Origin of the sequence: Prosthecobacter vanneervenii (assembly GCF_014203095.1) — a bacterium.
Lineage (GTDB): Bacteria > Verrucomicrobiota > Verrucomicrobiia > Verrucomicrobiales > Verrucomicrobiaceae > Prosthecobacter > Prosthecobacter vanneervenii.
Genome location: NZ_JACHIG010000001.1, coordinates 1105441 through 1130644, shown reverse-complemented (window position 1 = coordinate 1130644; position 25204 = coordinate 1105441). Strand labels below are relative to the sequence as shown.

Annotated in this window: 21 protein-coding genes; 13 read left to right on the top strand and 8 right to left on the bottom strand. The window is 61.9% G+C overall.

Going from position 1 to position 25204, the window contains the following annotated elements:
- The first annotated feature begins 35 nt into the window (after positions 1-35).
- Positions 36-302 (top strand): GlsB/YeaQ/YmgE family stress response membrane protein, encoded by a 267-nt coding sequence (locus HNQ65_RS04385; RefSeq protein ID WP_184338250.1) that lies wholly within the window; start codon positions 36-38, stop codon positions 300-302.
- A 46-nt stretch (positions 303-348) separates the two neighbouring features.
- The gene (locus tag HNQ65_RS04380; RefSeq protein ID WP_184338249.1) at positions 349-2553 is read left to right on the top strand and encodes an NfeD family protein; all 2205 of its coding nucleotides are present in this window, start codon (positions 349-351) and stop codon (positions 2551-2553) included.
- A gap of 48 nt (positions 2554-2601) precedes the next feature.
- On the opposite strand, the gene HNQ65_RS04375 is transcribed toward HNQ65_RS04380, so the two are convergent.
- On the bottom strand, positions 2602-4029 hold the full coding sequence (locus HNQ65_RS04375; protein WP_184338248.1) for a DUF1501 domain-containing protein: 1428 nt from the start codon (positions 4027-4029) through the stop codon (positions 2602-2604).
- Positions 4030-4096: 67 nt separating this feature from the next.
- Positions 4097-4978, bottom strand: a complete 882-nt coding sequence (locus HNQ65_RS04370) for a LysR substrate-binding domain-containing protein (protein ID WP_184338247.1) — start codon at positions 4976-4978, stop codon at positions 4097-4099.
- A gap of 69 nt (positions 4979-5047) precedes the next feature.
- Here HNQ65_RS04370 and ilvD point away from each other — a divergent pair, with 69 nt between their 5' ends.
- The 3 genes from ilvD (at position 5048) to HNQ65_RS26785 (ending at position 7516) form a co-directional block, all read left to right on the top strand.
- Positions 5048-6730 (top strand): dihydroxy-acid dehydratase, encoded by a 1683-nt coding sequence (ilvD, locus tag HNQ65_RS04365; RefSeq protein ID WP_184338246.1) that lies wholly within the window; start codon positions 5048-5050, stop codon positions 6728-6730.
- Between the two features lie 85 nt (positions 6731-6815).
- Positions 6816-7328 (top strand): hypothetical protein, encoded by a 513-nt coding sequence (locus tag HNQ65_RS04360; protein ID WP_184338245.1) that lies wholly within the window; start codon positions 6816-6818, stop codon positions 7326-7328.
- A gap of 53 nt (positions 7329-7381) precedes the next feature.
- Positions 7382-7516 carry a hypothetical protein gene (locus HNQ65_RS26785; RefSeq protein WP_281382057.1) on the top strand — a complete coding sequence of 45 codons (135 nt, stop codon included), beginning with the start codon at positions 7382-7384 and terminating at the stop codon, positions 7514-7516.
- Positions 7517-7579: 63 nt separating this feature from the next.
- Here the strand turns inward: HNQ65_RS26785 and HNQ65_RS04355 are convergent, their stop codons facing one another.
- The 3 genes from HNQ65_RS04355 to HNQ65_RS04345 form a co-directional block, all read right to left on the bottom strand.
- Positions 7580-8458 (bottom strand): alpha/beta hydrolase, encoded by an 879-nt coding sequence (locus HNQ65_RS04355; protein WP_184338244.1) that lies wholly within the window; start codon positions 8456-8458, stop codon positions 7580-7582.
- Positions 8459-8464: 6 nt separating this feature from the next.
- Entirely contained in the window at positions 8465-11242 is a 2778-nt protein-coding gene (locus HNQ65_RS04350; RefSeq protein ID WP_184338243.1) for a PVC-type heme-binding CxxCH protein, read from the bottom strand.
- Positions 11243-11491: 249 nt separating this feature from the next.
- Positions 11492-12355 (bottom strand): ThuA domain-containing protein, encoded by an 864-nt coding sequence (locus HNQ65_RS04345; RefSeq protein ID WP_184338242.1) that lies wholly within the window; start codon positions 12353-12355, stop codon positions 11492-11494.
- Between the two features lie 156 nt (positions 12356-12511).
- Between HNQ65_RS04345 and aroE the strand changes: the two genes are divergently transcribed.
- The 3 genes from aroE to infC all read left to right on the top strand — a co-directional run bounded on the left by aroE (position 12512) and on the right by infC (position 14988).
- The gene (aroE, locus tag HNQ65_RS04340; RefSeq protein ID WP_184338241.1) at positions 12512-13396 is read left to right on the top strand and encodes a shikimate dehydrogenase; all 885 of its coding nucleotides are present in this window, start codon (positions 12512-12514) and stop codon (positions 13394-13396) included.
- 27 nt (positions 13397-13423) lie between these two features.
- Positions 13424-13702, top strand: coding sequence for a hypothetical protein (locus HNQ65_RS04335; RefSeq protein WP_184338240.1), 279 nt, complete (start codon positions 13424-13426; stop codon positions 13700-13702).
- Between the two features lie 458 nt (positions 13703-14160).
- Positions 14161-14988, top strand: coding sequence for a translation initiation factor IF-3 (gene infC / locus HNQ65_RS04330; protein WP_184338239.1), 828 nt, complete (start codon positions 14161-14163; stop codon positions 14986-14988).
- Positions 14989-15083: 95 nt separating this feature from the next.
- Here infC and rpe read toward each other — a convergent pair whose 3' ends face one another.
- Complete coding sequence (rpe, locus tag HNQ65_RS04325) at positions 15084-15758, bottom strand: ribulose-phosphate 3-epimerase (RefSeq protein WP_184338238.1); 675 nt, start codon at positions 15756-15758, stop codon at positions 15084-15086.
- 118 nt (positions 15759-15876) lie between these two features.
- Between rpe and tadA the strand changes: the two genes are divergently transcribed.
- Positions 15877-16389: a tRNA adenosine(34) deaminase TadA gene (gene tadA, locus HNQ65_RS04320; protein ID WP_184338443.1), complete on the top strand. Its 513-nt coding sequence runs from the start codon at positions 15877-15879 to the stop codon at positions 16387-16389.
- Between the two features lie 50 nt (positions 16390-16439).
- On the opposite strand, the gene HNQ65_RS04315 is transcribed toward tadA, so the two are convergent.
- Complete coding sequence (locus tag HNQ65_RS04315; protein ID WP_184338237.1) at positions 16440-16850, bottom strand: hypothetical protein; 411 nt, start codon at positions 16848-16850, stop codon at positions 16440-16442.
- Positions 16851-16908: 58 nt separating this feature from the next.
- A complete protein-coding gene (locus HNQ65_RS04310; protein WP_184338236.1) occupies positions 16909-17532 on the bottom strand; it encodes a hypothetical protein in 624 nt (207 codons plus the stop codon).
- 196 nt (positions 17533-17728) lie between these two features.
- On the opposite strand from HNQ65_RS04310, the gene HNQ65_RS04305 reads away from it, so the two are divergent.
- The 4 genes from HNQ65_RS04305 to fusA all read left to right on the top strand — a co-directional run bounded on the left by HNQ65_RS04305 (position 17729) and on the right by fusA (position 25165).
- Positions 17729-21628 (top strand): hypothetical protein, encoded by a 3900-nt coding sequence (locus HNQ65_RS04305; protein ID WP_184338235.1) that lies wholly within the window; start codon positions 17729-17731, stop codon positions 21626-21628.
- 420 nt (positions 21629-22048) lie between these two features.
- On the top strand, positions 22049-22453 hold the full coding sequence (gene rpsL / locus HNQ65_RS04300; RefSeq protein WP_184338234.1) for a 30S ribosomal protein S12: 405 nt from the start codon (positions 22049-22051) through the stop codon (positions 22451-22453).
- 36 nt (positions 22454-22489) lie between these two features.
- Positions 22490-22963 (top strand): 30S ribosomal protein S7, encoded by a 474-nt coding sequence (rpsG, locus tag HNQ65_RS04295; RefSeq protein ID WP_184338233.1) that lies wholly within the window; start codon positions 22490-22492, stop codon positions 22961-22963.
- 51 nt (positions 22964-23014) lie between these two features.
- The gene (fusA, locus tag HNQ65_RS04290) at positions 23015-25165 is read left to right on the top strand and encodes an elongation factor G (protein WP_184338232.1); all 2151 of its coding nucleotides are present in this window, start codon (positions 23015-23017) and stop codon (positions 25163-25165) included.
- Positions 25166-25204 lie beyond the last annotated feature (39 nt).

Sequence of the window (25204 nt, the reverse complement as noted above, 5' to 3'; positions counted from 1 at the left end):
CGGTGCAGTGGCTTTGTAAGTAGAATCGGCTTACTATGTCACTCCAAGGACTTCTCATCTGGTCGGCGCTCGGATTGGTAGCAGGCATTCTCGCCAAATTCATCATGCCCGGCAGGCAGGGCATCAACCCCATCACCACCATTCTGCTCGGCATCGTGGGCAGCATCATCGGCGGCAAAGTGGGGCACCTCATCGGCTGGGGCGTGGCCGGGGAGTTCAGCATCAAAGGCATCATCACCGCCGTGGGTGGCGCGCTGATCTTCATGTATGTCTGGCGCTTTCTGTTTGGGAAGAAGGGGTGAACTGCATGCTCATTGCGGCGTGTATGCCTCCAACGTAATCTCCGCCATGCACTACCGCCGTTCATCACTGTCGCTGTTGCTGCTTCCGAGCTTCATCCTTTCGCTGATTGCCATTGCGGGTAGCGGCTTGGCGGAGTCTCCGTCTGCACCCTCCCTCAAAGGTCAGATGGTGCGGGTGGTGGTGACGGATTCGGACATCGAGGATCTGCGCCGCTGGCGTGAGCTGCGGCTGTGGATGGATGAAGCCATCCAGCAAGGCGCGGCGGGGCTGCTGCTGGACATCAACGTCTCTCAGAGCCAGGCCCAGGCGGCGCTGCCGCTGGCGGAGGAGGTGGCGCGGCTGAAGATTAAAACGCAGGTCTATGTAAACACCGCTGCCATCGGAGGCGGTGCACTGCTCGCGCTGGCCTGCGATGACATCTGGATGGCCCCCGGCTCACGCATCGGCGCGGCACCGCCGAAGGTGCCCTCTGATGACTCGCTCTCTCCAAAAGCCCAGGACACACTGCTGGCCGAATCTCTGGCCGTGCTGAAAGCCGGAGCGCGCAGCCTCTGCAAGCTCAAGGGCCACCGTCCGGAGATCGCCGAGGCCTTTGTGGATCGCGAAAGAGGGCTCATGCTCGGCACCACCATGCTGGCGCAGAAGGGCGAGCTCCTGCTGCTGGATGCCGATGCCGCCGTGCAATCCATCGAAGGCAGGCCGCTGCTGGCGCGTGCCATCGTGCCGGATGTGGAGGCGCTCATCAAGGCCGCAGCACCCAATGCCAAATCCATCACGCTCAATGTCACTTGGTATGACAAGCAGAAGCAGCATGCAGCCGCTGCTGCGGCAGAGAGCAAGAGCACGGCTCCTGCTGAGAAAAAGCCTGCACAACCCAGCAAGGCGGCCGCCTTTTCCAGCCGCCAAAGCTACAAGGGCAGGGTGGTCGTCATTCCTGTGGGACAGGATGACCTGCTGCTGCCGGCGCGTTTTGAATTCATGAAGCGCACGCTGGCCCGCTGCAATCAGGATGGAGCCGAGGCGGTGATCTTCAATTTGGATACTCCCGGTGGTCTGGCCTGGGATACCACCAGCCTGATGATGCAAGACCTGCAGGGGCTCAAGGCGCGCAGTTTCGCCTTTGTGAACACGCGCGCCATCTCCGCCGGAGCCATGATCGCCATGGCCACGGACACCATCTACATGGCCCCGGCCAGCGCCATCGGCGCCAGCACGCCTGTCTCAGGAGACGGCACGGCTCTCCCTCAGGCCGAACGCGCCAAGCAAAACTCCGCCTTCATGGGCATGGCACGAACGGTGGTGCGCGAGAAAGGACACGACGTGCGCATCATCGAAGGCATGACGGACATGAACCGCGGCCTCGTCATCAACGGCCAGGTCATCGTGCCCAAGGGCGAGATCGTCACGCTGGACTCTGCACAGGCCACCATGCTCATCGATGGCAAGCCGCTGCTCGCCAAAGGGATCATCAAAAGCATCGACGAACTCAAGCGCATCGAATCTCTCAAAGGCGAGCTCATCACCGCCGAGCCCACCGGCTTTGAGAGCATCGCCATCTGGGTCACTCGCTACGCCGCCATCCTCATCCTCATCGGCCTCGCGGGCGGGTATCTGGAGATGCAGTCTCCCGGTTTTGGCCTGCCCGGCTTTGTTTCCGTGGCAGCCTTTGCGCTGTTCTTCTTCGGGCACTACGTGGCAGGCAGTCTGGCGGGACAGGAGACGATGGTGGTGGCGGCTGTGTTCATCGTCGGCATCGTCCTCATCGGGGTGGAACTGCTGGCCGCGCCGGGCACCATCCTGCCGGGCATCTTTGGCTTTCTGTGCGTCATGATCGCTCTCGTGTATGCCATGTCAGGCTGGGAAATGGTGCCCTCCAGCGGTGGCGATGCAGGCAGCTTCCATCTGGCCGCCTATGCCACGGGCTTCCGCCACTTTGCGCTGGGCGTCACGGGCGCGGCCATCATCATCACGCTGCTGTGCCTCTGGCTGCCGGATCTGCGGCCCTTCCGCTCGCTCATTCTGCAGACCTCCGCAGGTGGCACGCTCAATGACGCGCCTGCCATGCAGGCTGCTGCACGTGCCAGGGCAGGGGACACCGGCACCGCCCGCAGCGCCTTGCGCCCGTATGGCACCATCGACATCGGCGGACGGCTCATCGAGGCCATGGCCGAGGGCGACTACCTGCAAAGCGGCACCGCCGTGCGCGTGCGCGAGGTGCGCGGGGAGAAGATCATCGTGGAGCCTGCGTGATGCGCCTGCCGCGTGCTGCGGCTGTCGTTTTTAAACAAAAGCGTATCCTTATGCCAGCGGCATCAGCTCCTTGATGGGATCTCCAAACGGCAGGATTGGCATCGGGCGGCCCTGGAAATCATCGAAGGTGTCTTCCGGATCGATGCCCAGGTGCTGATACACCGTGGCCCAGAGATCGTTCGGGCTCAGCGGGCGCTCGATGGGGTATTCCGCACGCGGATTCGTGGCACCGATGACCTGGCCCGTCTGCATGCCGCCGCCGCTGACGATGAAGGACATCGCATTCGGCCAGTGGTCGCGGCCGGGCTGGCTCACGCCTGTCTGTGTGCCGATCTGTGTGTTGATCTTGGGTGTGCGGCCAAACTCGCCCGTGATGATGACGAGCACATCCTTGTCCAGCCCGCGCTGGTGGATGTCCTCGATCAGCGCGGAGGCTGCCTGATCATACACCGGCATGCGCCAGCGTGCATCCGCATACATGTCGCAGTTCACGGCGTGGCTGTCCCAGTTGTAGGTGCAGTTTTTCGGGATGGGCGTGGAGAAGGGATTTTCCCACACCATCGTCACAAAGCGGCAGCCAGCCTCCACCAGCCTGCGCGCCATGAGGCCGCGCTGGCCGTAGGTGCTGTAGCCGTAACGCTCGCGGGTTTGAGTGGACTCCTTCGAAAGGTCAAACGCATCACGCACCGCAGGCGTGGTCAGCATGCCCACGGCACGCTGGCTGAAGCTGTCCATCGCATCCATGAGGCCGCTGCGGTCCATCTCGCGCTTGAGATTGTCCATGCCCTTCAGCAGATGAATGCGGTCGTCGATGCGCGCCTCCATGTCTGGAGTCAGCCCGATGTTTTCCACCTTGAAGTCCTTGGCGCTGGGATCTCCCACCACCATGAAGGGAGAAGCCGAGGGGCCGAGATAGGCCGCGCCCATGGAGAAGACATCGATCCCGCTGCGCCCGCGATCCACACCCGCCACACAGGTGGGCATCGCCTGCCCGGCGCGCTGGAGCTTGCGCGTGATGATAGACTGCACGGAGGGCGCATCATTCACAAAACCCACCGGCAGCGCGGGATTGCGCCCTGTCATGAAGCGCTTGTGCCCGCCGCCGTGATCCGCGAACTCATGATGCACGCTGCGGATGATGTTGAACTTGTCCGCGATTTTGGCCTGCCGTGGAAACAGCTCGCAGATGTGCGTGCCGGGCACATTGGTGCGGATGGGATTGAGCACCCCGCGATACTCCACCGGCGCATTCGGCTTCATGTCATAGCTCTCCAGCTGCGACATGCCGCCCGGCAGCCACACAAAGATGACTGACTTGTCCTTCAGCCTCTTCCCGGCAGCCTTGGCGATTGTTTCTGCGCGCAGCGTGTCAGCCAGGCTCCAGCCCGTGAGCCCCAGCGTGCCCATGCTGAGAAAACTGCGGCGCGACATGGGGCCTGCGCAGCGCTGCGAGTGGGCTGAGGTGTGGAAGGGCATGGTGGCTGCATGCAATACGCATCGTGCCGGGCCTGAACTTTCACGGCGCGGTGATTGGGCCTGCCATCTACTTGCTCAGCAGCTTCATGAAGCGACGCATGGCCGGAGACACCGCGCCTGCGGCATGGGCAAAGACGTGCGAGATCTTTGGCGCATCGCGGATGGGCACCACCGCTGCTGCGCCATCCACCACACGGCGCAGGGAGGCTGGCAGCAGGGCGATGCCTGCGCCTGCAGCCACCATGACAGCCACTGCCTGGGCGCGTGGAGACTCCAGCACGATGCGCGGGCGGAAGCCCGCGCTGCCACACACCCGGCGCAGATAGGCGGCAAAGGCGGGCGCGGCCTCGCTGGACACCGCCACCAGCGCCTCGCCTGCCAGTGCGCGCAGGTCCATGCGCTGCCGCTTTGCCAGCGGATGACCAAAGGGCACAAATGCAGCCAGCGCCTCCTGCCGCCATGGCAGCAGTTCGATGCCCGGCGTGCGCTCCTCCGGCGGCAGGCCGATGAAACCGCCATCCAGCGTGCCGTGACGCAGCGCCGCCAGCTGCTCCGCAGGCGGCAGGTCCTGCACCAGGAGCTGGACCTGCGGATGTTTCTCCCGAAACAGGCGCAGCACCTCCACCAGCTCCGGGCTCAGCACGGCGCTGACAAACCCAAGACGCAGCCGCTCTGTCTGCCCTGAGGCAAAGCGCCGCGTCGTCTCCCCGGCGCGGATGAGCTGCGGCATGACGCTGCGCGTTTCCTCATAAAACACCGCACCTGCCGCCGTCAGCGCCACCCGCCGCCCGCTGCGGTCAAACAACACCGTGCCCAACCGCTGCTCCAGCGCGCGGATGTGCCGGGAGAGCGGTGGCTGCGCCAGATGCAGGCGCTGTGCCGCACGGGTGAATGACAGCTCCTCCGCCACGGCGGTGAAGCACTCCAGTTCGCGCAAAGAGAAGTCCATACCAAAAAGGTATCATAAGTGAACGAAAGCGGTAGTTTTGTCATGAGATGCTGCGGCTTACCTCAGCGCATGGCCATCAGCGACACCATCAAACGCGGCACCCTCCGTGCCCCCCACCGCAGTCTCCTCCGCGCCACCGGCGCCATCCAGTCTGAGAGCGACTGGGACAAGCCCTTCATCGCCGTGGCGAACTCCTTTGTGCAGATCATCCCCGGCCATGCGCATTTGGACATCGTGGGCCGCAAGGTTCGCGCCGCGATCCGTGCCGCAGGCGGTGTGCCCTTTGAGTTTAACACCATCGGCGTGGACGACGGCATCGCCATGGGGCACGGCGGCATGAACTACTCCCTGGCCTCGCGCGAGATCATCGCTGACTCCATCGAGACCATGCTGCGCGCGCACTGCTTTGACGGCGTGGTCTGCATCCCGAACTGCGACAAAATCGTGCCCGGTATGATGATGGGCGCGGCGCGGGTGAACATCCCCGCCATCTTTGTCTCCGGTGGTCCGATGGCGGCTGGGCGCAACCCGCTCACTGGCCAGGCGCTGGACCTTGCCTCCGTTTTTGAGGCGGTGGGCAGGCATTCCAAAAACGCCATCTCTGAGGCGGAGCTGGGAGAGATCGAGCGCAGCGCCTGCCCCACCTGCGGCTCATGCTCCGGCATGTTTACCGCCAATTCCATGAACTGCCTCTGCGAGGCGCTGGGCTGGGCGCTGCCGGGAAACGGCTCCATCCTGGCTGTCGATCCGCAGCGCGATGCCCTCTTTGAAGCCGCAGGCCGCGCCATCGTCGATCTCGTGGCACGCAACATCCGCCCGTCCGACATCCTCACGCGTGCTGCGTTTGAAAACGCGCTGGTGCTGGACATGGCCATGGGCGGCTCGTCCAACACTATTCTGCACACGCTTGCCATCGCTCGCGAGGCCGGGGTGGATCTTCGCCTGGAGGACATCAATGCCATCTCCGACCGCGTGCCGCAGCTCTGCAAAGTCGCGCCTTCGGGCCTGCACCACATGGAGGACATCGACCGCGCAGGCGGCATCTCCGCCATCCTGCGCACGCTGAGCACTCGCCCCGGCCTGCTGCATCTGGATGCCATCACCGTCACCGGCCGCACGCTTGGCGAGACCATCGCCCATGCGAAAGTGCGCGATGCCGATGTCATCCGCCCGCTGGACAATGCCTACTCGCAGCGTGGCGGGCTGGCCATTCTCTTTGGCAATCTGGCTCCCAAGGGGGCTGTGGTGAAAGCTGCTGGTGTCGCACCCGCCATGATGACCTTCAGCGGCCCCGCTGTGATCTTTGAATCCGAAGAATCCGCCCGTATCGGCATCCTCGTCGGTCAGGTGAAAGCGGGCGATGTCGTCGTTATTCGCTACGAGGGGCCTCGCGGCGGTCCCGGCATGCAGGAGATGCTGGCTCCCACCGCCGCGCTCGCTGGGCGTGGTCTGGCGGAATCCGTGGCGCTCATCACCGACGGTCGTTTCTCCGGTGCCACACGTGGCGGAGCCATCGGCCACGTCTCACCGGAGGCCGCAGCAGGCGGCCCCATCGCATTGATTGAGCCCGGAGACATCGTGGAGATCGACATCCCCCAACGCCGTCTTTCGCTGCGTGTGGATGAAGCCGTGCTGCGGCGGCGCGCCAGCCAGTGGAAACCACGCCCGCACACCGACCTCGGCCGCGGCTACCTGGCCCGCTACGCCAGCATGGTCTCCAGCGCGGATGAGGGGGCGGTGCTGAAGGTGTAGATGCCGCCTAAAGATATGAATCCAGTGGAAACCCGTGGTTTGCACCCTATGCGTCCCGGTGGGATCTGGGAAAGTCACCACCACTATGAAAGACACTCTGTCTGAGATCAATTTGCTGCGTTCCGCTGGACTCATCGGAAAATGGGCTATTGGCGGAGCGATGGGGGCAACGTTTTACCTCGAACCGATCTCCACATACGATCTCGATATCTTTGTCCTGTTTGAAGGCGCGCCTCTGATATTAACTTTGTCGCCAATTTATGACTTTCTGAAAGTGCGAGGGCACATGCCTGATGGAGATGCGCTGATGGTGTGTGGCTGGCCAGTACAGTTTTTACCCGCTGAATCCGCATTGTTGAGTGAGGCTGTCGAGGCGGCACGCGAGGTGGACTTTGAGGGGGTGCCAGCGTATGTGATGACTGCGGAGCATCTCATGGCGATTTCTCTTCAAACCGGGCGGGGAAAGGATTTTGCCCGGCTGGTGACTTTTATGGAGTGCCGGGTGGCAAACGAGGCAAAACTGCGTGAAATTTTAGAGCGACATGGACTGCTCACCGCGTGGAAACGATTTGAACAAAATTATCTGAATCCCTTATGAGCCCGTTGATGCAAGCATCTCTGGAAAGCAAGAGTGAGCGTCGAAAGCGGCTCATGGCGCTGCCTTACCCTGAGAAGGTGCGCATGGTGGAGCAAATGCGTGCCGCTGCTCGCGAGATCAAACTGGCGGCGGGGAACTCGCTGATTCTGCGCGAGGATGCCGCCATCTATGGCAAAAAGAAACCGTAACCACAATGGGGGATATTCTTTCCGTGTGCAGTTAGTTGCCCCGGTTACCGCCCATCACTTCCTTTACCCGAACCTCAACTGCTGCAGGAAGTAATACAGCACCTGCTTCCACTCCGAGGCATCATGGGCGTGGTCGGTCACGTGCCACACATGGGGCACGCCTTGGGTCTTCAGCCATGAGTGAAAATCCTGGCTGATGTGGATGAGGCCGTCCCTGCTGCCGCAGGAGAGCCAGAGGAGGCGCAGGTGTTTTGCCGCGGTGGCATCTGGCATGAGGTCGGCTGATTTACGCGTGTTGGGAGCGGAGGAAAAACCGCCCACCCAGGCGAAGAGTTCGGGATGGCCAAGACCAAAGTTGAGCGACTGGCCGCCACCCATCGAGAGGCCCGCCAGAGCACGGTGCTCGCGGTCGGCCAGCACGGCGTAGCGTGCCTCGATGGCGGGGATCACATCTTGCAGCAGATCCTTTTCAAAGACAGAAAACGCAGGCGCATGCTTGAAGACATCGCCCTTGGGGTGGTCGTCTTTCTGCGCGCGGCCATTGGGCATCACCACAATCATGGGCACTGCTTTGCCATCAGCGATGAGGTTGTCCAGCAGCACCTCCGGCTGGGCAAAGCGCTGCCACTCGGTCTCATCGCCACCGATGCCGTGCAGCAGATAGAGAACGGGCAGCTTTTTCTCCGGCGTGTACCCCGGCGGGGTGTACACATTCATGTGCCGCCGTGTGCCCACGGTCTTCGAATCATACTCGATCATCGTCAGCCTGCCGTGGGGGATGCCGTCCCGCCGCACATCCCAGCCGCTGGGTGGCGGAGGGAAGGCGGGCTTGTCATCCTCTTGCAGCACGATGGGGCTCCAGGCCTTGCGTGGCTGGCCGGGCGGCTCCTGCGCAGGCAGAGCCGTCAGCATCAGCAGCAGGGCGCAGGCGGCGGGCTTCATCGCGTTTTACTTCAGGCTCATGATGAAGGCCTTCACATCCGCAAACTCCTGCGGCTTCAGGATGAGGTTCATCGGTGGCATGGGGGAGATCGGCGTGGCGGTGTAGCCTTCGGCCAGCTTGGCATTCGGATTGACGAGGCTTTCCAGAATGTAGGCTGCATCCTTTCTGCCTGCGATGCCATCCAGCGCGGGGCCCACGGTGCTGCCCTGGCCTTTGAGCATGTGGCAGTTTTTGCAGGCGGCCACAGGGTGCTCCCAGAAGATCTTTTCGCCGCGCTTCACATCGCCGACAAGCTTGGACTCATCATCCTCCGCCTCGGGGATCATCTCCACCAGCTTCACATCATCAAAGTAGGTGTCGCCTTTGCCCACGTGCAGGAGGTTGATGCTGGCCTTGTCGCGGGTCTTGCTGTTGAAGGTCACCTCCACCTCCGTCCAGTCCTGCGTGCGCTTGAGCGTGCTCGTCTCGGCGCGGCCGATGTGGTCATTCAGGCTGGCCTTGCCACGGAAGCCATGGGTCTTGATCCAGGCGCTCAGCTTGTACTCCGTGTTGGGCTTCAGCGCCACGTCGGCAAAGAAGCTGGTGTCTGCCTCATCGCGGGTGATCACTCGGAAGCCATTCTTGCCGCTGTGCACCATCTTCTCATCGGTCACGATGCTCCACTCTGCGCCCGCGTTGCCGGGTTTCGTGCCGTAGTTGCGCAGCTTCCAGCCGGTGGGTGTTTTGGCATTGGCCACCACTTCTTCAAAGCCGGGGTTGGGCAGCAGGTTGGGGCCTTCCTTGTAGTTCAGCGCCTGGTGTTTCTTGCCTAGCATCTTGGCGGCCTCGGCCAGCCACTCGTCGTTTTTCACCACGGGATCAGAGGCCAGCTTTTTCACCAGCGTCTGGATCTCCGGCGTGGTGGGGAAGTCGGACAGCTTCACAAAAGCTGCGAGGCGTGTGTGCAGATCGGGATCGCTGATGACGCCTGCGCCAAAGAGCAGCGACTGCGCCTTGGCATCGCTGCCCAGCGCACGGATGGCATTGCGGCGCAGACCGGCGTCCTTGCTCAGCAGCGCGGCCTTGTGCGTGGCCTCATCGAGCTGGCCGAGGCCCTGCAGGGTCCAGAGAGCGTGGATGGCTGCCGTGGTGTCTGCATCCAGCACGGTCTTTTGCAGGCTGGCATCGGCGCTGCCGCTTTCCACCTTCTCACGCTGGGCTTCCAGGCGGGCGTATTGCGTGCTGGCGGTGAGGGCAGGCTTCTCGGCCTTCGGATTCGTGCCCTTGGCCACGATGCGGTAGATGCGGCCGCGGCTGTGGTCGCGCAGGTCATTTTCATGCGCGCCGCCTTTGCCCGTGGTGGCCACAAAGCCGCCGCGCTCCATGCTCGGCGTGGGATTGTGCTGGATGATGAAGTTTTGGAAATCGGCCACCCACACCGCGCCATCGGGGCCCACCTCGGCGTGCACGGGGCTGTTCCATTCGTCGCTGCTGGCGTAGATGTTCATGAAGTCGAGCGCCTTCCAGCCTGCGCCATCCGGCTGCACGTCAAAGACGGACACCACCTTCATCGTCGGTTCGCACACCATGGCCTTGCCCTGAAAGCGCTTGGGCAGGTTATTGCTGTAGATGAAATTGCTGCCGGCTGCTGCGGTGTAGCCGCCAAAGACATCCACCTGGCGGAAATTCGGCGTGATGGTGTGGCACATCTCCACCACATTGATCTTCTTGGCCGTCATGCCGCGTGTGTTTTCAGGGTAGGCCGTGGCCGGGATGCCGCCGAAGAAGATGGGTGCGCCATTGGCCGTGCCGCCAAACTGGTCGCCCGCAGCGTTCATGCTGTGAGCCCAGGAGTTGTTGGTGAACTGGTGCAGGAATTCGATGGCGCTGCCGTCTGCCTTGAAGCGGTAAGTGCCCATGGCAAACTGGTGCTTCTTGCCGCCCACGTAGCCTTCGATGCCACTGTAGCCCACGCAGCCGTACAGCCAGTTGTCGTAGCCGTAGTGCAGATTGCTGGCCTGCGCATGGGTGTCGCGGATGCCCCAGCAGTCGATCACTGTTTCCCGCACATCGGCTTTGTCATCGCCGTTGGTGTCTTCAAGGTAGATGAACTTCGGCGGCTGGCTGACGATGATGCCTTTGCGGGCGAAAACGATGCCCGTGGGCAGATTGAGCTTGTCGGCAAAGACGGTGAACTTGTCCGCCTTGCCATCGCCATCGGTGTCTTCGCAGATCTTGATGGTGTCCTGGCCTTCGCCCCTGTCCGTCACGCCATGCGGGTAGTCGCGTGTCTCCACCACCCAGCAGCGGCCGCGCTCATCCCATGCGAAGGCGATGGGCTTGGCGATGTCCGGCTCGCTGGCAAAGAGCTTCAGCTCGCAATCTGCCGGCACCTGGGTGCGCTCCATGCTGGCCTTCACGCTCATCGGCAGCTGCAGCGTCAGCGGCTCGGGGCGCTTTTCGTAGTTGGCCACCTGCGGGTGCTTCTTGCGCTCCTCGGGGGCGCGCTGTTTCAGAAAGGCCTCGTAGCTGGCTTTGCGCTCCGCGCTCAGCTTGGAAAGGATCGCGTCTTTGCTCAGATCGCTGCCTGGTTTCACCACCAGGTCATAGTCACCGGCGGTCAGGTCTTCTTTGGCGTAGTCAAACCAGATGGCGTCACGCCCGAGATCGCGCATGGCCTCATGCAGCGGTCCCACGGCGGACTGCTCTTTTCCTTCGGTGTCCAGATACAGCACACGCACAGGTCCGGCGGGGGCGGCATGGGCTAAAACGGCGGCGGCAAATACAAGCAGGATGGCTTTCATGGTCGGTGAGTCGGATTTTCACCCGAAACAACGCCTCATGACCAGTCTGATGTGCGGACAACTTTTGGGTGGAATCGGACGCTGGTGTCAATTCGAGGCATCAAGCGCATGGCTGAATGCAGACGGCCTTCACTGGCAGGCTGGAAACGGCAGGCATGGCATAGAAAGCAAAATGCCCGGCGGGAGCACCACCGGGCATTGGCAAAAAGGGAAGGGGATCACGCGGCTGCGTGACGTGCGTCTGGCATCTTACTTCCCATACCCTGGCAGCGCCTTGCCGTTTTCATCGATGTGGCCGGTGGTCCAGAGGATGGCGCGGGTGATGAGGTCGAGGTAGCGGGCGTCGCTGACGGTGGCGGTGTTGTGGCCGATGGTGGTGCTGAAGATCTTGGTCTTGTTCGGGCCGTACTCATTGGTCCAGGCCACGACGCTGGTGGCTTCGGTGGGCTTGGCATCTGGAGGCAGGGTTTCGCCTTTCTTGGCCTTGGGCGGCTGGATCTGCAGGCCGGTGGCCAGCGCCTTGCCGGTGAGGATCTGCACATTGTTATACAGCTCCTCCTTGATGGTCTTCCAGTCTTCCAGCCCTTTGGTGATGGGGTGGTTTTTGTCGGAGAAGGTGATGGCGATGGGCTCCTGCGGGCCGTGGCCGGTGGACTGCAGTCCCAGCATTTCATACCAGCCTGCATTGTCTGCGCCAGCCTTCACGGGCTCGCGGAAGTTGCCCCAGCGGTAGCTGTGCATGGCGCAGTGCAGATTCACAGCGGGCTTGCCAGCCTTGTGAGCATCGAGGATGGCGCCCACGTAGGCGGGGTCGGTCACGTCGGCGCTGCACTCATCGTGCACGATCACGTCAAAGTCCTTGGCCCAGTCCTTGGCCTTGTAGATTTCAAAGGTGGCCTTGGTGGTCTTGTCCGGATTGTAGGCCACGTCCACCACGGCGTTCAGGCGGCTTTCGATGCCCTCCTTCAGCACCAGGTGCTGCTTGTCATACTCATGGCAGCAGCCACCGGCCACGATGAGCACGCGCAGCGGTTTCACGGTGGAGTCGGCGGCCTGGGCAAGAAACAGGGCCGCAGTGCCGGCGAGGGCGATCAGGGGAAGGGTAAGGCGCATGGCTGGGATGGATGAGGTTGGGAGAAAAAACGAGAGCCGCTGATTGCAGCGCGGATGGAACGGGATGTCGAGCGGGAAAATTGCGGGCAGCTTTGACAGCCCGTGGTTCCACGCCATGTCTGCGGCGTGGGAGATTTTTTACCATTCGATGAATTGATGAACTGGAACGCGGTGGCCGGGCGCTACACGCCGCCGGCACGCCTGGCGGTCATTGGCGACCCCATCGGCCACTCGCGCAGTCCGCAGATGCACAATCCGGCGCTGCAGGCCTGCGGCATCGACGCGCAGTACATCCGTGTGCAGGTGCCCGTGGGCAGCGTGGCGCAGGCTTTCCGCCAGTTTGCCGACTGCGGTTTTCTCGGCGTGAACATCACCATCCCACACAAGTTTGAAGCACTGGACGCCGTGGACGTGCTCGATCCTCTGGCCCGCCAGCTCGGTGCGGTGAACACGCTGGCCATTCGAGATGGCAAGCTGCACGGCTACAACAGCGACGGCCCCGGATTTTTGCGCAGTGTGAAGGAGGCCCTGGGTGCCGACATCCAGGATCTGCGCGTGCTCATCATCGGTGCTGGTGGTGGTGCCGGGCGCGCCGTGGCGGTGCAGAGCGCGCTCAGCGGCTGCCGCCAGCTCACGCTGGTGAACCGCTCCCAAGCAAAAGCCGAGGCCGTGGCCGCTGAAATTTTCCAGCTCGGCACAAAAGCGGAAACGGCCGTTCTGCCCTGGCAGAACGATGTACTGAGGACTGCCATGACAAAAACAGACCTCATTGTGAACGCTACTTCATTAGGCATGAAGCCTGGCGATGATAAGCTCATGCCTGCCGATGCGCTCCTCTCGAGCCATCTTGTGTTCGACATGGTTTACCGTGCGGATGGAGAGACTCCGCTGCTGGCCGATGCGCGCCGCGCCGGTGCCCGCACCGTGGACGGGCTCTCCCTGCTGCTGCACCAGGGGGCGATCTCGTTTGAGCACTGGTTCGGCCGTCCTGCACCGCTGGAAGTCATGCGTCAGGGCTTGCAGAATGCTGGGAAGGCATGAAAGAGTGCCTGAGTACATACTCACTGCATGACCTCCACGCGTCATTTTGCCCTCAGCTTTTTTGGTCCGGTTGCAGCCGCCGCACTCTTTTGCGGTCTGGTTTTTCTCAACTGGAGAATGCTGGAGGAGCATCGCGTGGCCCCGCTCGTGACCATGCTGGTAGGTGCGCTGGTCTCCGCCATCGTCACCCGCTGGGCTGTGCGGAATTACGTTCCCGTCCGCTGCCCTTTCTGTGGCGGGAGGAGCTACGAAATTCCGGACCGCGCCAATCGGTTCATGTGCCGTGTCTGTGGCAAAGACCACTAGGAAATGTTGGGACTAAATAAATCGGCTTGCTCATTTGCGTGAAAGTCGTTACCTATATGCAGCGTTTGAGTCCGGTACACGGCTCAGCCAGCGCCTTTCAATATTTCAGAAGGTGCCTTTTTCCTTTCGATTTTCCCTGCATGATTTTTTCTTTTTCGCGCACTCTCACCCTGCATGATCAGGTGGCAGAAGGCGCGTGCATGTCGGAATCGAGTCTGCGTTGATATGATTTTTGTTTCAGCGCGGCATTCCCAAAACCATTTCCAAGTGCCTGTCACATGGTGGCTTGGAGTCTTGAACACACCCGGAGGTAACCCATAAGCAATCCATTCCAGCAGTTGAGCGGCGGCAGTTTTGCGCCGCGCCCCCAGCAAGGCCAGGGCACAGGCGGCCCGCCACAGCGGCCCACAGGCCCGGCAGGTCCGTCCAATCCAGTGCAGCGTCCGACAGGCCCTGCCATGGGCGGTGCTCCACGTCCCGCAGGCCCCCCGCCACGTCCAGGTGGTTATCAGGGAGGTGCCGGCGGCGGCTTCCGCCCCGGTGGCGGTGGCAATCGCCCCGGCGGCCGCGACCGCCCGAACAATGGGCGTTTCGTCGATCAGACCCGCGTGAATGAGCGCATCCGTGCGCCCAAGGTCCGCGTCGTCGAGGAGGACGGGCACCACCAGCTCGGCATCCTGCCCACGCAGCAGGCCATCCGCATCGCCAAGGAGCGTGGTCTGGATCTTGTTGAAGTGGCGCCGAACGCCGATCCGCCCGTGTGCAAAATCGTCAACTACGGGAAGTACAAGTACATCCAGGAGAAGCACAAGAAGGAGGCCCACAAGCACCAGAAGGGCGGCAAGGTGAAGGAAATGAAATTCCGCATCGGCATCGATCCCCACGATTACCAGATCAAGATCGTGCACGCCGAAGACTTCCTGGCTGAAGGTCACAAAGTCCGCATCCAGCTCCAGTTCCGCGGCCGCCAGATGGCGCACCAGGAGCTCGGGCACGAGCTGGCCAAGAAGATCAAGGAAGACCTCATCACCATGGGGCACGTGGACCAGGATCCGCGCATGGCCGGCCGTAACATCAACATGCAGATCAGCCCGCTCCCCGAGCGCCAGCGTCACCGCAAGTTCAAGACGCACCTCAAGGGCGTCACTGAGCACAAGGACATCCTGCATGCTGAAGGGCATGACCCGCGTGAGGACAAGCATGATGAGCACGACGATCACCACGATGACGACCATCATGGCGACGACCACGCTCCTCAGCCTGCTCCGGCCCCTGCGGCGGAATAGCCTGCCTGGATCTCAAGCACTCAAATCAAGAAGGGCGGGATGCACATCCCGCCCTTTTTTATGCTCTGGTATCTCGCTCTCTGTGGAGGACGATTTTACGCCACCGAGGCCGCCAGGTCGCTCATGGCCTGCTTCATGTCGGCGGGGCCGAAGGAGGAGGTGCCGCAGACGAAGAGATTGGCGCCGTGCTGTTTGGCGATGGGGGCGGTGTTGGTGTAGATGCCGCCGTCCACTTCCAGGTGGTATTTGAGGCCATGGGCATCGCGGTAGTCGCGTGCGGCGGCCAGCTTGGGCATGGTCTCCTTTTCCATGAAGGGCTGTCCGCCAAAGCCGGGCACCACGGTCATGATCAGCAGGAGGTCGATGTCTTTCACATAAGGCAGCGCTGCTTCAAACGGCGTGCTGGGGTGCAGCGCCAGACCGCAATGGAGGCCGGCGGCACGGATGCGCTTCAGGGTTTCGGCGACGCTGGTGTCGTACTGTGCCTCCACATGGATGGTGATGTTCTGCGCCCCGGCTTTGATGAAGCGCTCCAGGTAGTGGTCAGGGCGGTGGATCATGAGGTGCACGTCCAGGTACATGCCCGTGCATTTGCGCACCACCTGCACCATCTGCGGACCGAAGGAGATGTTGTCCACGAAGTTTCCGTCCATCACATCCAGGTGCAGCCACTGCGCCCCGGCGGCCTCGGCGCGCTTCACCTCAGAGTCGATCTTGGACCAGTCGGAGGCCAGCAGGGAAGGGAGGATGATGTTCGTGGTGTGATCCATGCCTTGAGATAAGGTTGAGGGTTTAAAGTTCAAGGTTTGAGTTGCCGCGGACTGCGTTTAATAAAGCTGCGTGACCGAGCCCCAGATCATCATCAATCCCTTCGACGACGAGCACTACATGCGCGAGGCGCTGCGCCAGGCGCGCAAAGCCGCCAGCCAGGACGAGGTGCCCATCGGCGCCGTCATCGTCCACCAGGGCAGCATCATCGGCCGCGCCTGGAACCAGGTGGAAACGCTCAAAGACGCCACCGCCCATGCCGAGATGCTGGCGCTGACGCAGGCCGAGAGCGCGCTGGGCGACTGGCGGCTGACGGACTGCGACCTCTACGTGACGAAGGAGCCCTGTCCCATGTGCGCCGGGGCCATCATGCACTGCCGCATCCGCCGTGTCATTTTTGGCTGCCCCGATGTGAAGGGAGGCGGGGCCGGTGGCTATTGGAACCTGCTGCAGGCTCCGAATCTCAACCACCGTGCCGAGATCACCTCGGGCGTGCTCAATGACCAGTGCGTGGGCATTCTCAAAGAATTCTTTGCCGCCGCCCGCCGCCGCCGCGCGGAGGGACTGGAGCACAAAAAGGGCGCTGCGAAGGAATCCACGGGAGATGACACCGTGATCTTTGACGGGCCGTGAGAGGGGGGCACTCATGACGGGGCCAGCTTCAATCGACCTGCGGCCAGTGTTTACAGCCTGCTGCCCGTGATCCGGATCTGGTTGAAGTCCAGCGCCTCAAAGTTCTGGAAGTCTGCATCAAAGGTAAGCACCGCTTTGCCGCCCTTGCGGGTTAGCACCACGGTGTGCGGATCTTTGACGGTGAACTTGGCCACGAAATTGGGGTGACGGAAGGTGCCGTCTGCCATGAAGACGCACTCTCGGTCAGGCACACCCGCCCGGACATTCCGCCAGCTCCACTTGGTGTTGATCAAAAAGGCCCGCACATCCATCGTGGTGCCTCCGGGTCTTCCGGGCGGAGCTTTTTCCTTGGGGGTCTCGGTGCTTGGTGCGCTGCTGGCGGGTTTTTGAGCCGGAGTATCCGCACCCAGGCTGCAGGTGGCGGAGATCACGAGGGCGGAGAGCAGCAGGCGGGCTTTCATGGTCGGGAACCGCAAGCCAATCATGAATACGGCTGCGCGTCCAGCCTGAATAAGGGGCCTAGTCCTTCACCACAAACGAGGCCACCACACGGGGCTCGGCTCCGGCTTTGAGCGAGAAGATTTCACAGCTCGCGGCATAGGGATCGCTCGCGTAGCGGTCGGCCAGGTCTTCGGCAAAGTCCTGCAGCAGATCAGCGCGGGCGGGGAAGATATAAAGGGAGTGGCGGTCAGGGGACACCGCCCAGAGCTCCTGGCCAAAGAGTTCCTCAAAGATCTTTGGCAGGGAAGGGGCCAGCAGCAGCGTGGCATAGAGCGGTGAGTCGCCCCGATACACCGCGTAGGCAATCCTGCCGTCTTCTCCTTTGATCAGTTCCGGACGTATCTGCAGCAGGCGCTTGTCCGCAGCGGCGCGCGCACGGGCTGCAAAGGATTCCACGCTCAGTCCCAGCCGGGGAAAGGTCTGCTCGGTATAGGCCTCCACGCCGGCTGGCGATCCGGGGCTCTCTTTGTAACAGGTAAAGACCGTCTCCTTGGCCTGGGCCAGCACGACGGAGCAGGGCCCGCGCATGGCCTTGGGCTCCGGCATGAGCAGCAGGGTCTCCAGCTTGCGCTCCGGAATAACCGGCTGCTGGGCACGGAGCAGGCCGGTTGCTAGCAGGAGGAGGCAAAAAATCAGGCGCATGCCTCCAGTGTGGCGTGAACCTGTGCAGACGCAAATGCCCTTCGCGCCGCCTTGCGCTCCGAGGGAGAGCGGGGCTGCGAAAAGCTTGCCAACAGGGGGGCTCCATTGCAGAATCAAAAAAATGCTGCATTTGCCGACCATCAAGAGCAGGCTTTCCCTACGAACACTTCATGGTGTTGCGGGGAGGCTTTTTTTCGTGCTGTGGCTCCTGGCTGCAGTCCCTGTCCTGGCCGTGACACCCGTGGTCACCACCACCGCCGCCACCGGAGTCACAGATTCCAATGCCTCTCTGAACGGCACGATCGACCCGATGGGGGAAACCTTTGAGGTGCGGGCTCAGTATGGCCTCACGGACAGCTACGGCTACATCACACAAGGGTCGTCCTACTTCTTTGGCACGGGAGTGCAGAATTGCAGCTTTGCGCCCTCAGGTCTGGCCACCAACACGACGTACCACTACCGCATCACCGCCACCAGCTTGGATGGCACCCGCACTTATGTGGGCAATGACATGACCTTTACCACGCTGGCCAATCCGCCCACGCTGGGCACCCCGCTGGCTGGGGTGAACTCGCTCGCACCCACTCAGGTGTCTTTCGCGCTCTACTCCCTCCTCTCAGGCAGCTCGCAGACCACCGTATCCTATGAATACGGGCTCACCACCAGCTACGGCTCCGAGGTGGTCAGCCCCACGCAGGTGGACAAGGACGTCATCGCCTACAGCACCTGCTTTGCCACCGCCACGGGGCTCACGCCCGGCACCACCTATCACTTTCGTGCCAAGGCGGTGAACCAGCAGGCCACCGTTTACAGCCCGGACTACACCTTTACCACACACATGGGGCCGGTGCTGACCCCAACCGCCCCCACCGGGGTCACGGATCTGGCCGCCACGATCAATGGCACCGCTAATACGGATGGGGAACTGCTCAATGTGGTCTTTGAGTTTGGCACCACGACCAGCTACGGCCAGACCTACACCGCTGCCACCTACTTTCGAAGCACGAGCGCTACTCCCATGAGTGCCCAGCCTGAGGGGCTGCTGCCGGGCACCACCTACCACTACCGGCTCAAGGCCTCCTACTACTACGACAGCAGCATCGTCTTCTACGGACCGGACCAGACCTTCACCACCGCCGCCGCCACCACGCCGCCCACGGCCGGGTCTATGGTGGCTGTTGCCGCCACGCCCACTATGGCTGCGGTGGCCTGCTACCCAGTCTATGCCGGAAGCTCTGAAACCAGCGGCACTTTTAAATACGGTCTCACCACCGATTACGGGGCCACCGCCAGCTCCCTCATAACCGTGCCGCTGGGTACCTATGGCCCTGTGCTGGCAGAGCTGTCCGGCCTTACTCCTGGCACCACCTACCACATGACCTGCGTGCTCACCAATGCGCAGGGGAGCGTGACCGCGACGGACGCCACCTTCACCACCGCCAGCCTGCCTGTCGTCACCACAGGCGCGGCCTCGGCGGTGCAGGATTTCTCCGCCGTGCTCAATGGTGACCTGGTCATCACGGGGGTTATCGGGGGGGCAGCCTTGAGCTTTGATTTCGGCACCACTGCCAGCTACGGCACCAGCATCAGTGCTTCACCGGGCACTGCCACTGGCCCGACCTCCTTCAGCGCCACAGCCTCCAACCTCCAGCCTTCCACCACCTATCACTACCGGGCGCGGGTGCGCTTTGTGTTCAGCACCGCCCAGGAGGACTACACCGGGCCAGACATGACCTTTACCACCACGGCCAGCTCCGCGCCGACGGTGGGAAATGTCTCCGCCAGCCAGATCGGGATCTCCACGGCCACTTTATCGGTCGATGCCGTCAGCGCGGGCAGTGCAGACGCCACCATCTTCTGGGAATACCAAGCTGCGGGCGGCTCTGTGCAGACCATCGACAGCTCGCCCGCCAGTGTGACCCTCGGCAGCAGCACCGCCTCATCCGTGCAGCTCACCGGACTGCAGGCCGCCACCCTCTATACCTACCGCTGCGGGGCTACCAGCGCCCGCGGCACCACCTACGGCGCCTATGGATCCTTTACCACCAATGACAACATCGCGCCCACACTAGGCACTGTTTATGCAGCTCAGGTGGGGGTCACCTCCACGACCGTGGGAATTAATTACCTGGATGCGGGTACAGCCTACACCACGGTTTTCTGGGAATGCCAGCCGGTGGCTGGCGGAGCAGTCCAGCAAGTTTCAGGCTTCCCGTCCACACTCAGTCCAGGCCAGGTGGTATCTACAGAAAAGGCGGTTTTCACCCAGCTTCAGCCCTCCACGGCCTACAGCTATCGCTGCGGTGCCACCAATGTGAAGGGCACCACCTACAGCGCCTACGGCACCTTTACCACGCAGGGCTCGCCCACCGTCACCACTGCTGCAGCCACTGGTGTGACGGACATGACCGCCGTGCTCAGCGGCAGCGGCAATGCCAGCGGCGGCGGGCCTTTCGGCCTCTTCTTCCAGATTGGCACCACCACCAGCTATGGCACGGTCATCTCTCCAGCTGGGAACTACCTAGGCGGCGCGGCGGACACCCCGGTCACCGCCACCGTCGGGCATCTCCTGCCCAACACCACCTACCACTACCGCCTCTGCGCCATCTATTTCAATTCCAACCACACCTCCATCGACACCACCCAGGGCTTTTATGGTGCGGATCAGACCTTCACCACGGGCGCTCCCGCCACGCCGCCCTCATCCCTCACCACGGTATCCGGACCGCTGGCCACCACGGCTGCCCGGGTGATCGCGGATGTGGAGACCGGCAGCTCGCCCGCCACGGTGGTCATCGAGTATGGCACGGACACCACCTATGGCAGTCAGTACACCTCCACGACCACGTCCGCCGCAGGCACCCGGGCCATTTCCACCAATGACATCTCGGGACTGCTCGCAGACACGGACTACCACTTTCGGGTGGTGGTGACGAATGCTGAGGGCTCTGCCACAGGGCCGGACACCGTGGTGCACACCCTGGCTCCGCCCACCGTCATCACTACAGCAGCCACCAGCGTCCAGCCCATTTCGGCCATGCTCAATGGCACCAGCAACAACCAGGGCGGGCATTACACCGCCAGTTTTGACTTCGGCACCACCACGGCCTATGGGCAAAATATTGCGGCAGGCTATACTCTGATCACCTCGGGATCCACGCTCTTCCGCTACGCCAATGCGCAGGCCTTCACAGGAGGGGTGGTGATCGGCGGCGGGGGGACTTTGGTGATCGGTGGCGGACTTGGTGGTGGCAGCAACCTCATCATCATCCTGCCTTCCAACATCACGGGTGGCAATGCCTCGGCCTCGGGTTTCGCTTCTTATGCAGCCATTCCGGTCACCTACAACGGGGTGGACTCCATTCGCTATGCCAGCGCCTCATCCGGCGGCTCCCTGACCACGCCCTCGCTGGGGGGATTTGACCCCGTCGCCACCAGTACCGCCGTGGCCCCGCTGCTGCCGCAGACCACCTACCACTACCGCCTCAAGCTCTCCGACAGCTACGGCAACACCTACTACGGCAGTGACGCTACCTTCACCACACTGGCACCTGTGGATGCGTGGAGGCAGGCCCGGTTTAGCACCACCTCAAACACCGGCAGCGCCTCGGACCTCGCTGCTCCTGCCGGGGATGGGCTGCCCAATCTGCTCAAATATGCCCTTGGCATGGACCCCACGACAGCTGCTACGGCACCCCAGCCCACGCTGAAAGACTACTCAGGCACTCAGCATCTCAGCCTGACCTTTCAGCGAGATCCCGCCAAGACGGACATCACCTATGAAGTGCAGACGGCAGACAGCCCTCTGGGGCCCTGGACTACCGTGGCTACCAGCACGGGTGGCGGCGTCACCACCGGGCCGGGCTTTGTCGCCGAGGGTGTGCCTAGTTCTGGGGGCACTACTGGCGGTAGTGTCTCAGGAGGACTCATCATCATCGGAGTGGGAGGAGGGGGCATTAGTGGCGGGACGCTCACCCTTCCCGGCATGACCCCAGTGTATACCATACCCACCCCCCTCAATGTCGAAGTCTTCGACCCCGTCAGCATGCAGGACGCCGCCCGGCGCTTTATGCGCCTGCAGGTGACGCGGCAGTAATTGGGCGGGCATGCTCCGCTGAAAATCGAGCTTTTGCGGTCAGGGAGGTCAAAATGGATAAAGAAAAAGTTTTCCACATTGCAGGTGTGTGTGGCGTTTGGTGTGTTTGACTTGGCTGGTAAGTCATTGATTAACAGTGTGTAAAGATGTCATTTGGGCGGCACGATCCTTGTGAATAACTCCTCGAAAATAAACTCGAAAAAGGTGAAATAGTTCTTGCGCATGGTTGGGGACTCGCCAAGATGCGCGCTCCCAAGGCCCAGCCTCCCCCACGAAGCTGGCTCAATAAAGACCCTCCACGGAGGCTCTTCATTATCGGAACCAGATCCGGAAAAGTCTGCGTATGCTCAATGTGAGCATGGCGCGCTGTCCCCCGAAGCTGGCTACGAACAAAGCCAAGGCTCACAGCTCTTTCACACCATGCCCACCATCAATCAACTCGTCAGACACGGCCGCAAAGACAAGGCGGTAAAGTCGAAGTCTCCTGCGCTTGCAAAGTGCCCGCAGCGTCGCGGCGTCTGCCTTCAGGTGATGACCCGCACCCCGAAGAAGCCCAACTCCGCTCTTCGTAAGGTGGCCAAGGTCCGTCTGACCAACGGCTACGAAGTCATCGCCTACATCGGTGGTGAAGGTCACAATCTTCAGGAGCACAGCATCGTGCTCGTCCGCGGTGGTCGTGTGAAAGACTTGCCCGGTGTGCGTTACCACATCGTCCGCGGTACCCTTGACTGCCTTGGCGTTGAAGCCCGCCGCCGTGGCCGTTCCAAATACGGTGCCAAGCGTCCAAAGGCCGGTGCAGCCGCAGCCGCCGCCAAGAAGAAGTAAGAACCCGTCTGATTTAAATCTCCATCTCTCCACGCCATGGCCCGCAGAAAACGCGTTTACAACAAAGAGGTTCGCAAGGACAGCCGTTACGACAGCGAACTCGTTGCTACCCTCATCAGCAACATCATGCTTGATGGCAAGAAGTCCCTTGCCGAGCGCATCGTCTATTCCGCCATCGAAGCCCTCAACGAGAAGACCGACAGCGTCGATCCTCTGGAGCTCTTCAACCGCGCCATCGAAAACACCAAGCCTCGCGTGGAAGTCAAAGCCCGTCGCGTCGGTGGTGCCACCTACCAGGTGCCCCTCGAAGTCTCCCCCCGCCGTCAGGAGTCCCTGGCCATGCGCTGGATCGTCGGTTTCGCCCGTGGCCGCAAAGGTCAGGCCATGCACCGCGCCCTGGCCAATGAGCTCAAGGACGCCGCCCAAGGGCAGGGGAATGCCGTCCGCAAGCGCGACGACGTTCACAAGCAGGCACAGGCCAACCGCGCCTTCGCCCACTTCCGTTTCTAATCGTTCTCCCATCACTTTTTCTCGTCCACTTCACGCCTTTTAAACGACCCCATGTCGAACCCCAATTCCCCCAACCGCGAATTCCCACTTGAGCGCACCCGCAATATCGGGATCTGCGCCCACATCGACGCGGGCAAGACGACCCTCACCGAGCGTATTCTGTTCTACACGGGCATGATCCACAAGATCGGTGAAGTGCATGACGGCGCTGCCACCACCGACTGGATGGAGCAGGAAAAAGAGCGCGGCATCACCATCACCTCCGCTGCTGTGACCGCCAAGTGGAAGCAGCTCAAGGAAGCCGGCATCTACAAGTCCCGCGAACTCGAAGACATCCGCGTCAACATCATCGACACCCCTGGACACGTGGACTTCACTGCTGAAGTGGAACGTTCCCTCCGCGTGCTTGACGGTGCCATCTTCGTGCTCTGCGGCGTGGCAGGTGTGCAGCCCCAGTCCGAAACCGTTTACCGTCAGGCTGAAAAGTATGGCGTTCCTCGTATCGCCTTCGTGAACAAGATGGACCGCACCGGTGCCAACTTCTTCAACGTGGTGAAGGACGTCCGCACCAAGCTCGGTGCTCCTGCCTTCCCGATCCTGATCCCGATCGGTGCTGAAGACAACCTCATCGGCCAGATCGACGTGGTGAACCAGAAGGCCATCATCTACTCCGATGACGAAAAGTTTGGCTCCAAGTACACCGTGCGTGACCTGGAAGGCGACGAAGTGGCAACCGCCAAAGCCGCCTATGATGAGCTCCTGGACGCCGTCTGCAGCTCCGACGAAGAGCTGGGCATGATGTTCCTCGAAGAGCAGCCCATCGGCCCGAAAGAACTCAAGGCTGGCCTCCGCCGCTCCGTGATCGCCAACAAGATCATCCCGATGGCCGGTGGCTCCGCCTTCAAGAACAAGGGCGTGCAGTATCTGATCGACGCCGTGATCGACTACCTCCCCGGCCCCCTCGACATCGAGCCTCAGAAGGGCACCGTGGTGGACGAACCCGAAAACATCATCGAAGCCAAGCCGGACGACAACGGCAAGTTCATCGCCCTCGGCTTCAAGCTCTGGTCCGACAAGTTCGGCCGCCTCGTCTTCTTCCGCGTTTACTCCGGCAAGGTTTCCAAGGGCGACACCATCTACAATCCCCGCACTCGCAAGTCTGAGCGTGTGGGCCGCCTCATCCAGATTCAGGCAGCCGTCCACAAGGACATCGACACCTGCTATTCTGGCGATATCGCCGCCCTCGTGGGCGTGAAGGACGTCCGCACTGGCGACACCTTCTGCGACGACAGCCTCGAAGTTCAGCTTGAGCCGCCAACCTTCCCGGAACCCGTGATCTCCATGGCCGTGGAGCCGAAGACCAAGGGCGACCAGGAGCGCATGGCCAATGCCCTGCAGCGCCTCTCCGAAGAAGATCCTACATTCTTCGTCAAGACCGACGAAGAAACCGGCCAGACCATCATCGCCGGCATGGGCGAGCTTCACCTCGAAATTCTCTGCGACCGCCTCAAGCGCGAGCACAAGGTGGAAACTAACACCGGCAAGCCGCAGATCGCTTACCGCGAAACCCTCACCCAGCCCGCCGATGGCGAAGGCAAGCTCGTCAAGCAGTCCGGTGGTCGTGGTCAGTATGGCCACGTCGTCATCAAGGTCCGCCCTGGTGAGAAAGGCTCCGGCATCGTTGTCGAAAACAAGGTGGTCGGTGGTACGATCCCGAAAGAATTCATCAACCCCGCCAAGGCAGGCTGCATCGAAGCTGCTCTCAACGGCATCATCGCCGGTTATCCGGTGATCGACATGCACATCGACCTCGTGGACGGCTCCAGCCACGAAGTGGACTCCAACGAAAACGCCTTCAAGATGGCCGGTATCTTCGCCGTCAAAGACGCCCTCAAGAAAGCCAAGTGCATCCTTCTTGAGCCGATCATGGCCGTGGAAGCCTCCACCCCCGAAGACTATCAGGGCGACATCATGGGTGACCTTAACCGTCGCCGTGGCAAGATTCAGGGCATGGACAGCCGCGGCACCACCGCAATCCTCCGCGCTGAAGTCCCCCTTGCGGAAATGTTCGGTTACTCCACCGCCATCCGCACCCTCTCCTCTGGCCGCGCCAGCTACTCCATGCAGCCTTCTCACTTCGAGCAGGTGCCGAACCAGATCGTTGAGCAGATCGTCGAACAGCGTGGTGGCTCCAAGTCCTAACGCACACGTGCACTGAACCCCTTTTCCCACGGACCATTG

Coding starts and splice junctions, on each gene's coding strand:
- HNQ65_RS04350 (WP_184338243.1), bottom strand. CDS start 11,242: ATGAAAGCCATCCTGCTTGTATTTGCCGCCGCCGTTTTAGCCCATGCC.
- HNQ65_RS26785 (WP_281382057.1), top strand. CDS start 7,382: ATGGCGCTGCCTTACCCTGAGAAGGTGCGCATGGTGGAGCAAATGCGT.
- HNQ65_RS04360 (WP_184338245.1), top strand. CDS start 6,816: ATGAAAGACACTCTGTCTGAGATCAATTTGCTGCGTTCCGCTGGACTC.
- HNQ65_RS04370 (WP_184338247.1), bottom strand. CDS start 4,978: ATGGACTTCTCTTTGCGCGAACTGGAGTGCTTCACCGCCGTGGCGGAG.
- HNQ65_RS04315 (WP_184338237.1), bottom strand. CDS start 16,850: ATGAAAGCCCGCCTGCTGCTCTCCGCCCTCGTGATCTCCGCCACCTGC.
- HNQ65_RS04345 (WP_184338242.1), bottom strand. CDS start 12,355: ATGCGCCTTACCCTTCCCCTGATCGCCCTCGCCGGCACTGCGGCCCTG.
- rpsG (WP_184338233.1), top strand. CDS start 22,490: ATGGCCCGCAGAAAACGCGTTTACAACAAAGAGGTTCGCAAGGACAGC.
- HNQ65_RS04310 (WP_184338236.1), bottom strand. CDS start 17,532: ATGCGCCTGATTTTTTGCCTCCTCCTGCTAGCAACCGGCCTGCTCCGT.
- HNQ65_RS04335 (WP_184338240.1), top strand. CDS start 13,424: ATGACCTCCACGCGTCATTTTGCCCTCAGCTTTTTTGGTCCGGTTGCA.
- infC (WP_184338239.1), top strand. CDS start 14,161: ATGGGCGGTGCTCCACGTCCCGCAGGCCCCCCGCCACGTCCAGGTGGT.
- rpsL (WP_184338234.1), top strand. CDS start 22,049: ATGCCCACCATCAATCAACTCGTCAGACACGGCCGCAAAGACAAGGCG.
- HNQ65_RS04380 (WP_184338249.1), top strand. CDS start 349: ATGCACTACCGCCGTTCATCACTGTCGCTGTTGCTGCTTCCGAGCTTC.
- aroE (WP_184338241.1), top strand. CDS start 12,512: ATGAACTGGAACGCGGTGGCCGGGCGCTACACGCCGCCGGCACGCCTG.
- tadA (WP_184338443.1), top strand. CDS start 15,877: ATGCGCGAGGCGCTGCGCCAGGCGCGCAAAGCCGCCAGCCAGGACGAG.
- HNQ65_RS04385 (WP_184338250.1), top strand. CDS start 36: ATGTCACTCCAAGGACTTCTCATCTGGTCGGCGCTCGGATTGGTAGCA.
- rpe (WP_184338238.1), bottom strand. CDS start 15,758: ATGGATCACACCACGAACATCATCCTCCCTTCCCTGCTGGCCTCCGAC.
- HNQ65_RS04355 (WP_184338244.1), bottom strand. CDS start 8,458: ATGAAGCCCGCCGCCTGCGCCCTGCTGCTGATGCTGACGGCTCTGCCT.
- HNQ65_RS04375 (WP_184338248.1), bottom strand. CDS start 4,029: ATGCCCTTCCACACCTCAGCCCACTCGCAGCGCTGCGCAGGCCCCATG.
- ilvD (WP_184338246.1), top strand. CDS start 5,048: ATGGCCATCAGCGACACCATCAAACGCGGCACCCTCCGTGCCCCCCAC.
- fusA (WP_184338232.1), top strand. CDS start 23,015: ATGTCGAACCCCAATTCCCCCAACCGCGAATTCCCACTTGAGCGCACC.